This is a genomic window from Kitasatospora brasiliensis, assembly GCF_032654805.1.
GTDB lineage: Bacteria > Actinomycetota > Actinomycetes > Streptomycetales > Streptomycetaceae > Kitasatospora > Kitasatospora brasiliensis.
Window position 1 is genome coordinate 142066 of the sequence record NZ_JAUOOW010000002.1, and the last position, 13918, is coordinate 155983.

9 protein-coding genes are annotated in these 13918 nt (G+C 73.7%); all 9 read right to left on the reverse strand.

Annotated elements, in window-relative coordinates; genetic code table 11:
- Nucleotides 1-24: 24 nt before the first annotated feature.
- The 9 genes from pstA to cydD all read right to left on the reverse strand — a co-directional run bounded on the left by pstA (nt 25) and on the right by cydD (nt 13918).
- Entirely contained in the window at nt 25-1257 is a 1233-nt protein-coding gene (pstA, locus tag QWJ13_RS08545) for a phosphate ABC transporter permease PstA (RefSeq protein WP_316522043.1), read from the reverse strand.
- 70 nt (nt 1258-1327) lie between these two features.
- Nucleotides 1328-2359: a phosphate ABC transporter permease subunit PstC gene (pstC, locus tag QWJ13_RS08550; RefSeq protein ID WP_316522045.1), complete on the reverse strand. Its 1032-nt coding sequence runs from the start codon at nt 2357-2359 to the stop codon at nt 1328-1330.
- A gap of 154 nt (nt 2360-2513) precedes the next feature.
- The gene (locus QWJ13_RS08555; protein ID WP_316522047.1) at nt 2514-5105 is read right to left on the reverse strand and encodes a hypothetical protein; all 2592 of its coding nucleotides are present in this window, start codon (nt 5103-5105) and stop codon (nt 2514-2516) included.
- A gap of 231 nt (nt 5106-5336) precedes the next feature.
- A complete protein-coding gene (locus QWJ13_RS08560; RefSeq protein WP_316522049.1) occupies nt 5337-5924 on the reverse strand; it encodes a hypothetical protein in 588 nt (195 codons plus the stop codon).
- 167 nt (nt 5925-6091) lie between these two features.
- Complete coding sequence (locus tag QWJ13_RS08565) at nt 6092-7132, reverse strand: PstS family phosphate ABC transporter substrate-binding protein (RefSeq protein ID WP_316522051.1); 1041 nt, start codon at nt 7130-7132, stop codon at nt 6092-6094.
- A 438-nt stretch (nt 7133-7570) separates the two neighbouring features.
- Nucleotides 7571-7975: a hypothetical protein gene (locus QWJ13_RS08570; protein ID WP_316522053.1), complete on the reverse strand. Its 405-nt coding sequence runs from the start codon at nt 7973-7975 to the stop codon at nt 7571-7573.
- The gene (locus tag QWJ13_RS08575; protein WP_316522055.1) at nt 7965-8264 is read right to left on the reverse strand and encodes a hypothetical protein; all 300 of its coding nucleotides are present in this window, start codon (nt 8262-8264) and stop codon (nt 7965-7967) included. Before QWJ13_RS08575 ends, QWJ13_RS08570 begins: the two co-directional genes overlap by 11 nt.
- 294 nt (nt 8265-8558) lie before the next feature.
- Nucleotides 8559-10361 (reverse strand): sensor histidine kinase, encoded by a 1803-nt coding sequence (locus QWJ13_RS08580; RefSeq protein ID WP_432277488.1) that lies wholly within the window; start codon nt 10359-10361, stop codon nt 8559-8561.
- A gap of 74 nt (nt 10362-10435) precedes the next feature.
- The gene (gene cydD / locus QWJ13_RS08585) at nt 10436-13918 is read right to left on the reverse strand and encodes a thiol reductant ABC exporter subunit CydD (protein WP_316522057.1); all 3483 of its coding nucleotides are present in this window, start codon (nt 13916-13918) and stop codon (nt 10436-10438) included.

Consider the following 13918-nt stretch of genomic DNA (forward strand, 5'->3'; position numbering starts at 1 on the left):
TTCCGAGGGTGGTTGGACGGAACATCAGTGCTTCTTCGGCTGGCTGGCGAACGGACGGGCGACGGCGGCCGCGGCGGCGGCCTCAAGACGGCGGGCGTCCCGGTCGAGGCGGCGCCGCTGCGCCCGGGTCAGCCGGCCGGGCTTGCGGCCGCCGAGCACCCGGGCGGCGACGAAGAGGATCAGCACCACGGCCATCAGGGTCAGGCCGGCGGCGAAGCCGCGCGCGATCATTCCGTCGTAGGGCTGCTTGACGTTGTTCCAGATGTAGAGCGGCAGCGACACCTGGTGGTCGACGAACGGGTTGGCGTTGAACTGCGAGGAGTAGCCCGCGGTCAGCAGCACCGGCGAGGTCTCCCCGATGCCGCGCGCCATGCCGAGCACCACGGCCGTCATCAGGCCGGGGCGGGCGGTGGGCAGCACCACGTTCCACACCGTGCGCCACTGGCTGCCGCCCAGCGCGTACGAGGCCTCGCGCAGGGTGCCGGGCACCAGCCGGATGACCACCTCGGCGGCCCGGGTGACGATCGGCATCATCATCACGGTGAGCGCCAGCGAGGCCGCGAAGCCGCTCTGCTCGAAGTCGAGCGCGATGATCACGATGCCGAACACGAAGAGCCCGGCCACGATGGACGGCAGCGCCGTCATCGCCTCCACCAGGGTCCGCACCGGCTTGGCCATCCGGCCGCCGACCTCGGACATGAAGACCGCCGCGGCGATGCCCAGCGGAACGGCGAACAGCGTTGCCAGGCCCAGCTGTTCGAGCGAGCCGACGATCGCGCCGAGCGCGCCGCCGGAGTCGATCGGGGAGAGCGGTCCGGTGCTCTCCATCGACTCGGTGAAGAAGTTCAGGTGGCGCGCCGCCTCGACGCCCCTGCTGGTGACGAAGCCGATCTGGTCGGCGATCAGCGCGACGACCAGGATGCCGGCGCTCCACGCGACCACGGACACCAGGCGCTCGCGCACCATCATGGAGCCCCACTGGAGCCGGCCCAGCGCGAAGTAGCCCGCCAGGAACAGCGCGTACCAGCAGAGCAGGAAGCCGAGCGCGCCGCTGAACGGCAGCACCCGCTCGTACATCACCCAGTCCAGCCCGAGCGAGCCGGCCAGGGCGCCGACCACGGTGAGGACGTCCTCGCGGGTGACGCCGCCGAGCCGGACCTTCTGCTCGGGGCGGGGTTCGTCGGCCACGGCCGGGGCGGGCCCGGTGGGCCCGGTGGGCCCGGACGCCGCGGCCGGCGGCAGGTCGAGCGTGGTCATCGGACGGCCCCTTCGGCGTGGTTCGAGTGGTATGCGGCCTGAAGGCAAGGGAATTGACGGTTCGTCATGGTCAGTCCGCCGTCGCGGCGCCGGAGCGGGAGCGGTTGATCACGAAGCCGGCCGCCACGTTGACCACCAGGGTGAGCGCGAACAGCACCAGGCCGGCCGCCATCAGCGCGGAGAGCGAGAGCGGGTCCGACTCGCCGAACCGCAGCGCGATCAGCGCCGAGATCGAGTTGGCGCCGTTCTCCAGGATGTGGGTGATGGTCGTGAAGTTCGGCGAGATGATCAGCGCCACCGCGATGGTCTCGCCCATCGCCCGGCCGAAGCCCAGCATCACCGCGCCGATCACCCCGCCCCTGCCGAAGGGCAGGACGACCGTGCGCACCATCCCCCAGCGGGTCGAGCCCAGCGCGTACGCGCCCTCCCGCTCGCCCTGCGGGGCCTGGGAGAAGACCTCCCGGCTGAGCGAGGCGATGATCGGGATGATCATCAGGGAGACCACCACGCCGGCCACGAAGGTGGAGGAGGTGTACGAGGTCCCGATGTCGCCGGTGCGCACCTTGAGGAAGGGGATGTAGTCCCCCAGGTGGTTGGCCATCCAGCGGATGGTGCCGATCATCCGCGGCTGCAGGAAGAACAGGCCCCACAGGCCGTACACGATGCTGGGGATCGCGGCCATCAGGTCGATCAGCGAGACCAGCGCGGCACGCAGGCGCGGGGGCGCGTACTCGGAGATGAAGATCGCGGTGCACAGCGCCACCGGGACGGCGATGACCAGGGCGATGACGGCGATCAGCAGGCCGTTCGGCAGGACGGCGGCGATGCCGAAGTTGTGCGCGGCGGTCTGCCACTTGTGCTCGGTCAGGAAGGACCAGCCGACCGTCCGGAAGGCGTTCGTGCCGCGCAGGACCAGGAAGAAGGCGATCAGGCCCATGATCGCGAACACCGAGATCCCGGCCACCCGCAGCACGCCGCGGAACACCCGGTCGGCCGGGGTGGCGGGGGCGGTGATGGCGCGGGGGACGTCGGTGTCGGCGGCGCGGTCGGGTCGGCCCGGCGACCCGGCGGGCGTTGCCGCGGGCTCGGCGGCGGCTGTCATGGCTGCATCTCCGTGCTCGGGTACGGCGGCCGGGGCGTGGCCCAGGCCCTGAGGGTGGCCCGGCGGGGCCGGGACGGCGGCCCCGCCGGGTCGTACGACGGCGTTCACGCCGCGTGCGACGGCAGGTGCGTCGAGGTGCGACGGCGTGCGCGTCTCAGAAGCGGCGGCGCACCCGCGACCAGCAGTTGCGCAGACCGTTCAGCACCCGGTCCCCGGCCGGCGTACCGCCGAGGATCAGCGCCGCCGGACCGCCGACCAGCAGCACCAGGCCGCCGACCAGCGCCACCGGCAGCAGCAGCCGGGCCGCGCCCGAGCGGTCCGCGGCGGGCGTCCCGGCCGCCACCGCGGCGGCGGCCAGCGGGCTGCCGGACGCACCCGGCGTGGCGCCGGGCTTCGCACCGGCCGCGGCGGCCTGGGCGGCCGTCCCGGTGCCGCCGGTACCACCGGAGCCGTCGGCCGGGCCGCCGGAGGAGGAGCCGGTGAGGCCGGAGCCGTCGGCGGAGCCCCCGGGCGTGCCGCTGCCCGTGAGGCCGGAGCCACCGGAGCCGTCGGAGGAGCCGGAGCCGGACGCCGGGGTGCCGCCTTCGCCGCCCTCGGCCGGCGGAGGCGTCGCGACCTGGTTGCCGGGCAGCTTGCCGTCCTGCGCCGCCACGTGCCCGGCGGCGTCCTCGGCCTGCCGGCGCTGGGCGTTGTTCAGGGCGAGGAAACCCGCCGCCAGCTTGCCCGGCTCGAAGCCGTAGACCTGGCCGCTGGTCGTCACCGTCTTCACGAAGGTGGCGACGGCCTCCGCCTTGGCCGCGGACAGGCCCTGGGTGGGCACCATCGCGTACTGCACGGTGGTCAGCGGGTAGGCGCGCTGGTCCCGCGAGAACGCCGTGTCCGGTGTGCCGTACGGCAGTTGCTGCACGCCGGTGGCCGGGTCGGTCGGCATGTCCGCCACCGCGGCCTGGAAGCCGGCGCCGTCCGGAGAGACGAACTGGCCCGCAGGGTTCAGCAGTTGGGCCTCAGGCAGGGAGAAGGCCTTCGCCTGGCCGGAGTCCATGACGGTGAACAGCGTCCGCTGTCCGGGCAGCATCGCGGGGCAGGCCACATGGGTGCCGTCCCCGGTGAGGGTCGGCACGACGCAGTTCGGGGTGTTCTGGAGGAGCTTGCGCGCCATGTCGCCGAGCCCCATCGTGTTCGGGTTCCACTCGTACTGCTTCCAGCGGTCGTACGGGTCCTTGTCCGCGCCGACGACGCCCGAGGAGTCCTGCCGGATGAAGGACTCGACCGGGTAGCCGGAGAAGGTGGGCCGCAGGTAGAAGGAGTCCACGTGCATGCCCCACGGGTCCGGCTCGCCGTCCAGGAAGCGGACCGCGTCCGGGTCGGAGGCGATCCACGAAGTGAGCTGGTGCACCAGGTCGGTGGTGCCGCCGACCACCGTCGGGCTGGAGTTGCCGGTGTCGCAGAACGTCGGCCAGGCCAGACCGGAGGCCGGGGGCAGCGGGTTCAGCTTCACGAACTCCGGGTCGGCGAAGACACAGACCGGGTTGCCGCGCACCGAGGCGATGTCCGAACCCGTCGGCAGATAGGACTGGGTGAGCATCTTGGCCAGCAGCCGGGCGTTGAGCTTCATGTCGCGGATCTGCCGGCCCGACACCGGGTCATCCACCGCGAAGACCACCGAAATGCCGCTGGTCGCCAGCGGCGCGTAGACGTACGGCCGCGGCGGCGCCTGGCCGTCCGGCCGGGCGGTCAGCGCGACGTCCTTGCGGCCGCCCAGGAAGTCCTCCCGGGCCTGCGGCTCGCCGCCGGACGGGCTGTACTGCACCGAGAGCGGCGTACTGCCCAGGCACAGGCCGGTCCGCCACTGCTGCATGGCCCGGTTGGCCATCTCCAGGCCGGCCACGGTCAGATCGGCGACCCGCTCCTGACAGGCGTCCGGGGTGGGCGCGAACTCCAGCGGGATGGCGATGTGGTTCGCCCACGCGCACATCTCGCCGGTGGTGAGCTGGTTGCGGACGTTGCCCTGGCCCATCACCTTGTCGGTCGCCGTCGGAGTGAAGCCGTCGGCGAAGACGTCGGCGTCGTGGTTGTCGCAGTTGGTCTTGCCCTTGCGGTTCCAGATCGCGATGCTGTCCCCGCCGTAGTTCGGCTCGACCACGAGCGAACACGGGTGGGTGGCGTCGCAGCCCAGGGTCGGGCTCTGTCCCGAGGTCCAGACCTCGATGTTCGCGACCCCGGAGCCGTCCGGCCCGGTCGGGGCGACGACCATGTTGCTCGGAAAGTCCGGCGTGGTGACGCCCGGGGCGGGCTTCGGCTGTTCGAAGCCCTTCGCCGGGTCCGTGTTGAACAGGGTGCTGCCGTAGCAGTCGGTGATGTCGGGCTTGGCGCCCCGGCACTGGTACACCCGGACCGGGTAGCGGGCCTCGCCGCCGAGCGGCGGGGTGACCGTCACCGGCGCGCCCATGGAGTCCACGGTCGGGGTGAACCCGGTCCAGGACACCTGGACGACCTGGTTGGTCAGGTTCTTCGTCTGCGCGACGGTGATGCTGCCCTCGGGGCCCTTCGACTGGGTCTCCGGGATCCAGATGTGCGGGCCCACCACCGTCCGGGCGGACCCGCTCGCCGCGGCGGCCGGCGCCACCGCGCCCAGGCCGATCGGTGCCACACCGAGCGCGACCACCACCGACCACACCAGCGCGGCCGCCGGAAGCCGGCGTCTCCACCTCCCCGGCACGCTCCGGCCGGGCAATCGGACTCTCATGACGGGCACCTCCGTGCGGATCCACGCCGCCGGGTGCGCGGCGCGAGGGTGATCGGGCTGCGGGCGCGACCGGCGATTCCGGTACGCGTCCATTCGGCCCGCCACACATGGCCGGATCCGGTCGTCCATGTGTACGAGACCCCAACGCGGCGACTCCGTGGCGGACTTGGGAACTCCACGCAAGGAGGCCCGCACCTCGCGGCACGGGCCCACCCGGGGTCCGACGACTCGTCAGCCGGTGACGGTGAGCGAGAAGGAGCCCACCGACTGACCGCCGGTGAAGAAGGCGGTGTTCAGCTTGGTGTCCAGGTACTGGGCCGCCGCGGCGTCCACCTTGAAGTCCGACGAGTCGAGCGTCTGGGTGGTTCCGCTGACCGTGGTCCGCCCCACGCCGGCCGGCTTCAGCAGGTTGACCGGGTCGGTGCCGCCCTCCGGCACACCGGTGAGCCGCCAGGCGTCGGCGCTGAACGCCAGCTGCTTGAACCGCACGCTCTTGCCGGTGAAGTAGTCGACGAACAGCAGGCTGCCGCCCAACCGCAGTTCGCCGTAGTAGCCCTTCAGGTTGACCGAGCCGCCGGTCACCGGGAAGGAGACCTTGAGGCCCTCGGCGGAGCTGTAGGAGACGCCGGCGTCCGGCAGCGGGAGGACCACCACACCGTTCTGCGCCGCGGAGGACACGAAGGCGGTGCTCACGGTCGCCACGGCGGTGCCGGTGGGCCCGGCCGGCGCGGTGTCGGCGGCGGCCGCACCGCTCAGGCCGGTCACGGCGAGGGCGACCGCGGCGCTGCCGGCCAGCAGCCGGGCGGAAGTACGGGACATGCTGAACTCCTTGGGAGAGGTGGAGTGTCGGTGCGGGCCCGCGGGAACGGGCGAAGGGCCGGCGGCCACGGGCGCGAGGCCCGTGGCCGCCGGGTCGAGCTGGGGCCCGACCGGATCGAGCGGGTCAGGCAGGGTCGAGCGGGTTCAGGCAGGGTCGAGCCGGTCGATCAGGTGAGGGTCGCGACACCACAGGCGGCGGTGGGCAGGAAGCCGAAGCCGCGCAGGTCGGAGTCGGCCTTGGTGTCGTTGCAGATCCAGCCGTCCTGGCCGAAGATCGCACGCAGCGCGGTGCCGTGGGCGTCGGTGGCGGTCCACTCGGTGTTGCGGACCACGTTGTAGACCACGCGGCCGAAGACCGAGTTGGCGAAGGTCGCGTTGATGACGTTGTTCGCCACCGGCGCCACCGAGACGTTGTTGAGGATGACGTTGCGCAGGGTGAGGCTGCCCGGGGCGTCGGTCGCCGTGCCGTGGCCGCCGACCGTCTGGCCGAGGTAGTGGGCCACGGAGTACGGGAAGACCACGTTCGGGTTGTTGTTCAGGCTGACGTCGGTGCCCTCGTTCTCCTCCGGGCCGTCGGCGACGCAGGTGCCCAGGACCGGGTTGCCGATCGCGCTCAGGAAGAACGAGCGGGTGCCGGAGTTGGCCTGCGGCAGGACCGGCTGGATGTTGACGGCCGGCTTGCTGGAGTCGATCTGGTTCCAGGTGCGGAAGCTCGGGTTGCACTCGTAGATGCCCTTGAGCTGCGCCGGGGTCAGCGCCGCCGGAGCGTTGCCGCCCGCGCTGGCGGACCAGGTCACCGCGTCCTTGGCGAGCGCGACGAAGGCCAGGCCGGTCGCGTCACCGGTCGCCGGGCCGCGCGAGGAGCGGGCGAAGTCGACCGTGGTGGAGGTGTTGGCGGCCAGGGCCTTCACGCCGGCGCCGGAGCCGTTCGGGCGGGTGATCGAGGTGGCACCGGTCTTGGTGACCAGCGGCGAGGAGCCGGTCGCGTCCCAGCTGTACAGGCGGGGGGCGTTCGGGTCGGTCAGCGAGGCGTTGTAGTCGACCGACAGCTGGTTCAGGATCGCCTGGGTCGTGTCGGAGCCGACACCCACGATGTCGATGGCGCGCGGGGTGCCCGCCGGGTCGGCGACGGCGGTGCCGCTGACGACGGTGGCGACGGAGGTCGCCAGCGCGGCGACGGTGAGCAGCTTGGCAGCGGTCTTACGCATGTTCCTCTTCCTCCGGGGGAGAGACGTACATCGCGTGAAACCCTTACTCCGTTGGGGAGTTCGGGGGCCGGTGGCCGCGTCCGCTGCGGCCTGCCCGGCAGTGCCGATCCTTTCCGGCGGGGAGGTTCCGCCGGAAGGGAGGCCGGGCCCGGTCGGGGAATGTCGACTCATCGGTTCAGCGAGGTTTAGCCACTGGTCAGCGTGCACGCGACAGGGGCACCACCGAGCCTCCGGACTTGGTCGACGTTCTTCTCCAGGAGGCTGCTCGGGGTGTTGCCGGAAACCTGTCCTTCACCGGAACTGCACGGACGGAGAATCCCGGACTCCGGAAACGCCGAGACGGCGGCCCGCCGGACGACGGACCGCCATGGCTTCGGCGACTCAAAGACTCACAAGCTCACGGGGCTCACGGGCTCACAAGTTCACGGGCTCACAGGTTCACAGCGGCCAGCGCCCGTCCCGCCCGGCCCGCCGCAACTCCTGCCCCACCCACCGCAATCCGGCCAGGAACCCCTCGACCCCCGCCTGGCACTGGTCCCGCCGCAGGTACCCCCGGGCACTGCGGGCGACCGGAACGGCCTCGGCCGCCCCCGGCCGGGTGCTGCGCACCGGCAGATAGGCGGCCCAGACCCACTGACGCCCTTCGGACTGCCCGACCGAGCACCGCAGCGCGGCCCGCTCGATCAGCAACTCCCGTACAGAATCGGCCAGTTCGCCCTCAGTCCGGTAGGTCCGCACACCCACCCCGAGCGGCCGCCCGTTGGCGGCCCGCAGCGCCCAGCCGAGGCCGCGGTCGGCGGCCGGAACGATCAGCAGCCGCGGCCCGCGCCGTTCAGCGGCCATCGACGCGTCTCAACGGCGCGGTGGACCCGGGCAGTTCGCGCGGGGGCTGCTTGGCGAGCAACGCCACGAACCGCCGGAAGGCGTTCTGGCAGGTCGCGTACCGTTCGTACGCGCGGCTGGACCGCACCTCGGGCAGGGCGCGCGAGCCCGGGACGACCCAGACCCAGCCGATGCCCTCCCGTACGTGGGTGATGCGCGCGGTCAGCCCGGCCGCCCCGACGCGCAGGCCGTCGAAGCACCGCTCGGCCTCGCCGGGCGTCTCGAACGCGGCCGCGGTGATCGCGACCACCCTTCCGTTGGGCGCCTTCAGTTGCCAGCGGTAGCGCCCGTCCGCCGCCCGTTCGGCGCGGAAACCCCCTCGACTTGCCCCAACTGCGGTGTGACCGCGGCCGGCAGCGTCCACTGCCCCCTCCGTCCGGTTGCCCTCCGGATTCCCCTCCGAGCGGAGCAAAGCTATGTGTGCACACGGAGACCCCGAAAGCCCAGAACGTTCACAACTTGCGCCGTTGGTCGGGAAGTTCTCTCTCGTTTAACTTTCACTCGATCTCGGTCGAAGCCCGCCCGAGGCCCGGTCGCGACGCACTCACAGCCGGGCCGTCCAGCGCACCATCGTCCCCTTCCGGTACGGCCCGCTCTCGTGCCAGGCGTCGCCGCCGAGCGCTTCGGCGCGCCGGGCGAGGTTGAGCAGGCCGCTGCGCCGGCCGCCCGCCGGGATGCCCACCCCGTCGTCGGTCACGGTGAGCAGCACGCCGGGCCGTCCGCCGTGCTCCAGTGACTCCGGGTCGCCGCCCGTCGGCCGGCCGTTCTCGTCCAGGTGGGCGGTCGCGTCGACCTCCACGCCGACCCGGGAGGCGCGCGCGTGCCGGGCCGTGTTGGAGAGCATCTCCCGTAGGGCGGCGAGCAGTTGGCGGCCGGTCTTCTCGCCGACCAGGCTCTCCACCGGCCCGACGAAGGTCACCGAGGGCTTGAAGCCGAGCGCGGCCGCGGCCTGGCTGGCCTCGCGCAGCACCCGGGTGCGCAGGGTGTCCGGGGTGTCGCCGTGATTGTCGTGCTGGAGGGCGTAGATGGTGGTGCGGACCTCCTGGATGGTGGCGTCCAGCTCGTCCACCGCCTTGCCGATGCCGGTCTTCACCTCGGGGACGACGGCCCGCCGGGCGGCGCTCTCCAGCATCATCCCGGTGGCGAACAGCCGTTGGATCACCAGATCGTGGAGGTCGCGGGCGATCCGGTCGCGGTCCTGGAAGACGGCCAGTCGCTGCTGGTCGCGCTGGCCCTCGGCGAGCCGCAGGGCGAGCGCGGCCTGCGAGGCGAAGGTCTCGGCGAGCTGCTTCTCGCTGTCGGTGAACGGTACGGCGCCGCTGGGGCGCCAGACGCAGAGCCCGCCGAGCACCCGCCCGGCGGCGACCATCGGCACGGCCATGGACGGGCCGAAGCGGCGGGCGAGCCGGATCACCACGCTCGGGTCGCTGGACATGTCGTCCAGGTAGACGCTCTCCCCCGCGAGCAGCTGGGCCGCGATGCTCTCCTTGGGCAGCAGCTCGCCGCGGACGAACTCGGCCAGCTCCCCGGAGGCGTGCGCGACGCGCATCTGCCCGTCGCCCTCGCCGCCCTCCGGGCCGGTCGGCAGCAGGATCATGCCGAGCGCGGCGTCCGCCAACTCCCGTACCTGTTCGGCGGCGACGGTCAGCGCGGTCTCGGCCTGCTCGGCGGAGAGCAGCGCGGTGGTGACGGCGGCGGCGCCGGCGATCCAGCGTTCCCGGCGGCGGCCCTCCTCGTACAGCCGGGAGTTCTCGATGGCCACGCCGGCCGCGGCGGCGAGCGCGTGGACGACCTGTTCGTCCTCGGGGGTGAAGGGCCCGCCGCCCTTCTTCTCGGTGAGGTAGAGGTTGCCGAACACCTCGGCGCGGACCCGGATCGGCACGCCCAGGAAGGCCCTCATGCACGGGTGGTGCGGCGGGAACCCGGAGGAGCGCGGGTCGGTGCGCAGGTCGGTCAGCCGAAGCGACTCGGGGCGGTCGATGAGCGCGCCGAGGATGCCCCGGCCGGCGGGCAGTTCGCCGATCTCGGCGGCGGTCTCGTCGTCGATCCCGACGTGGATGAAGTCGGCCAGGCCGGTGCCGCCGGGGGCGATCACGCCGAGCGCCGCGTACCGGGCGTCGACCAGCTCGGCGGCGCCCAGGGTGATCCGGTGCAGGGTGGCGTGCAGGTCCAGCCCGGTGCCGATCGAGACGACCGCCTCCAGCAGCCGCTGCATCCGGTCGGTGACCGCGGCGGCCGACTGGAGGCGCTCGGCGACCTCGGTGACCAGCGTGTCCAGCCCGAGCGAGGCGATCTCGGGCACCCGATGGGGTGTCTGCTCGGAAGTGGCCTCGGGGAGGTCGGGCATGGGGTCCATGGAGAAAGCCTACGTTTGTACGCTTTTCAGCCGGAGGGCGACGCGACGGGCGGTGGCGACGACCGTCAGCCCACCGGTTCCAGCAGCCCGTCCGCCTCCCGCTCCCGCCGCCACATCGCGTGCAGCCGCCCGTCCGGGTCGGCCACCAGCTCCGACCAGCGGCCCCGCTCGGCCACCCGGCCGCCGTCCAGCACCAGCACCTCGTCCACCGTGGTGTCGTCCAGCCCGGCCAGCCGGTGGGTGATCAGCACGGTGCCGCGGCCCTCGGTGGCGGTCAGCAGGTCGGCGGTCAGCGCGTCGGCGGTGGGCAGGTCGAGGTGCTCGGCGGGCTCGTCCAGGACCAGGACGGGGAAGTCCGCGAGCAGCGCCCGGGCGAGCGCCAGGCGCCGGCGCTGGCCGCCGGAGAGCCGGGCGCCGTGCTCGCCGACCATCGTGTCCAGGCCGTCCGGCAGGCCCTCGGTCCACTCCAGCAGCCGGGCGGCGGCCAGCGCGGCGCGCAGCTCGTCCTCCCCGGCGCCCGGCCGGGCCAGCCGCAGGTTCTCCCGCAGCGAGCTGTCGAAGACGTGGGCGTCCTGGGCGCAGAGCCCGATCACCCGGCGCACGTCCTCGCCAGCGAGGTCGCGGCTGTCCACAGCCTGTGGACAGCCGTCGGCGAACCGCACCGTCCCGGCGCTCGGCTCCAGGAAGCGCAGCAGTGCCTGGGCGAGGGTGGTCTTGCCGGAGCCGGACGGGCCGACCACGGCGATCCGGCGGCCGGCCACGAGGTCGAGGTCCACTCCGGCCAGCGCGTCCGTCCGCTGCCCGGGGTGCCGTACGGTCAGCCCGCGCACCGCGACCGGCAGCGGCTGCTCGGGCAGCGCGACCGGCTGCGCAGGCTCCTCGACCGGGGGTTCCGCGGAGAGCACCTCGTCCAGCCGGGCCTGCGCGGCGCGGCTGCGCTGGCGGGCCTGGACGGCGAGCGGCATCCCGGTGACGGCCTCGAACGCGGCCAGCGGGGTCAGCACCACCACGGCCAGGCAGACCGGCGCCAGCAGCCCGTCCCGCACCCCCTGGACGCCGACGGCGGCCGCGGCGGTCACGGTCAGCCCGGTGAGCAGCGCGATCAGCCCGGTGCCGAGCGCCGTGGTGGCGGCCGAACGGGCGGCCAGCCCGGTCAGCGCGGCGTCGGCGGTGCGGACGGCGGCCAGTCGGCCGGGCAGCGCGCCGGCCACGGTGAGCTCGGCGGTGCCGGTGAAGGCGTCCACCACGGTGGTGGCCAGCCGGCCGCGCGCCGGGGCCTGGCGCCGCTCGGCGCCGGCCGACCAGCGGGCGGCCAGCGCGGGCACCAGCACACCGGCGAGCAGCAGCCCGAGGCCGAGCACCAGCCCGGCGGCGGGCAGGAAGGCGGCCATCGCCACCGTCGAGGCCAGCGCGACCACGCCCGCCACCGCGGCCGGCAGCCGCCAGCGCAGGTAGTGGTCCTGGATCGCGTCCACGTCGGCGACCAGCCGGGAGAGCAGGTCACCGCGTCGGAAGGCGGGCAGTCCGGCCGGGGCGAGCGCGCTCAGCCGCCGGTAGACGGCGGCCCGCAGGGTGCCGAGGGTGCGCAGCACCGCGTCGTGCGAGACCAGCCGTTCGGCGTAGCGGAAGACGCTGCGGCCGATGCCGAAGGCCCGGACGGAGGTGACGGCCATCATCAGGTAGAGCACCGGCGGCATCTGCGAGGCCCGGGAGATCAGGTAGCCGGAGGTGGCCATCAGGGCGACGGCGCAGCCGAGGGCGAGCGCGCCGAGCAGGATCGACAGCGCCAGCCGGGGAGTGGTGGCGCCCTCGCGCTCGGGCTCCTCGGGGACGGCGGCGGCGGGGGTCGGCTTCCCGCTGTGGGCGAGCGGGGCGACCGGTTCCGCGGGCGCCGAAGGAGCCCCCGCGAGCCGTACCCGCTCGTCCGCGACGGCCAGCAGCGCCGGCCGGTGCGCGACCACCAGGACGGTGCGCGCCGGGTCGGCGGCGAGGGTGCGGACGGCGTCCACCACGGCCGCCTCGGAGGCGCCGTCCAGGTTGGCGGTCGGCTCGTCCAGCAGCACCAGCGGCCGGTCGTCGGCGAGCAGCACCCGGGCGAGGGCGAGGCGCTGGCGCTGTCCGGCGGAGAGCCCGGCGCCGTCCTCCCCCAGCCCGGCCGCCAGGTCGGTGACGAAGTCGAGCGCGTGCGCGGCCCGCAGCGCCGTCCACAGCTGCTCGTCGGTGGCGTCCGGCCGGTAGAGCCGCAGGTTCTCGGCGACCGTCCCGGCGAACAGGTGCGGGTGCTGCGGCACCCAGGCGATCTGCCGCCGCCAGCTCGCCGGCTCCAGCTCGGCCAGGTCGTACGTACGGCCGTCGGTGCCGGTGATCCGGACGCTGCCGGAGGCGGGGGCGGTGAGGCCGAGCAGCACGGCCAGCAGGGTGGACTTGCCGGCGCCGCTCGGGCCGGTCAGCGCGGTGCTGGAGCCCGGGCGCAGGGTCAGCCCGGCGCCGTCCAGCGCGGGCTCGGTGCGCCCGGGGTGGCGGACCACCAGGCCCTCGGCCGTGATCACGGCGCCCGCGAGGTCCGGCGCCGTGACGGTGCCGGCGGCGGGCAGCGGGGTCTCCAGCACCTGGAACAGCTGGTCGGCGGCGGTCAGCCCCTCGACGCTGGAGTGGTAGAGCGCGCCGACCTGGCGGATCGGGAAGTACACCTCGGGGGCGAGCACCAGGATCAGCAGCCCGGTCTCCAGGTCGAGCGTGCCGTCCACCAGCCGGAAGCCGACGGTGACGGCGACCAGCGCGACGGACAGGGTGGCGAGCAGCTCCAGGGTGAAGGAGGAGACGAAGGCGATCCGCAGGGTGCGCAGGGTGGCCCGGCGGTAGTCCGCGGTGATCCGGGAGATGGTGGCGGCCTGGGTGCGGGCCCGGTTGAACACCTTGAGGGTGGGCAGCCCGGCGACCACGTCGAGGAAGTGGTGCGAGAGCCGGGCGAGGGTGTCCCACTGCCGGTCCATCCGGGACTGGGTGGCCATCCCGATCAGCACCATGAACAGCGGGATCAGCGGCAGCGTCCCGGCGATCACGGCCGCCGAGGTGACGTCGGCGCCGACGATCCGCAGCAGCACGATCACCGGGACGACGACGGCCAGCGCCAGCTGCGGCAGGTAGCGGGCGAAGTAGTCGTCCAACGCGTCGATGCCGCGGGTGGCGAGGGTGGTGAGTTCGCCGGTGCGCCGGCCCGCCAGGTAGGACGGGCCGAGCGCGGTGGCGTGGTCGAGCAGCCGGCGCCGCAGGGTGGACTTCACCCGGGCGACGGACCGGTGCGCGGTGAGTTCGGTGAGCCAGCCGACCAGCCCGCGGCCGACCGCCGTGAGGGCGAGCAGCAGCAGCGGCGTGGTCAGCTCGCCGAGCGTCGCCCCGCGCTGGAAGGCGCGGACGACGATCTCGGCGATCAGACTCGCCTGGGCGACCACCAGGGCCGCGCCGGCCGCGCCGAGGAGCACGGAACCGGCGAGGAAGACCCTGGTGGTGCGGGCGTACCCGAGGAGTCGGGGGTCGACGGGCTTCAC

Bases quoted from the DNA above. Each gene is read 5' to 3' on its own strand.
- pstC (WP_316522045.1), bottom strand. From the start codon at position 2,359: ATGACAGCCGCCGCCGAGCCCGCGGCAACGCCCGCCGGGTCGCCGGGC.
- QWJ13_RS08580 (WP_432277488.1), bottom strand. From the start codon at position 10,361: ATGCCCGACCTCCCCGAGGCCACTTCCGAGCAGACACCCCATCGGGTG.
- QWJ13_RS08560 (WP_316522049.1), bottom strand. From the start codon at position 5,924: ATGTCCCGTACTTCCGCCCGGCTGCTGGCCGGCAGCGCCGCGGTCGCC.
- QWJ13_RS08570 (WP_316522053.1), bottom strand. From the start codon at position 7,975: ATGGCCGCTGAACGGCGCGGGCCGCGGCTGCTGATCGTTCCGGCCGCC.
- pstA (WP_316522043.1), bottom strand. From the start codon at position 1,257: ATGACCACGCTCGACCTGCCGCCGGCCGCGGCGTCCGGGCCCACCGGG.
- QWJ13_RS08565 (WP_316522051.1), bottom strand. From the start codon at position 7,132: ATGCGTAAGACCGCTGCCAAGCTGCTCACCGTCGCCGCGCTGGCGACC.
- QWJ13_RS08555 (WP_316522047.1), bottom strand. From the start codon at position 5,105: ATGAGAGTCCGATTGCCCGGCCGGAGCGTGCCGGGGAGGTGGAGACGC.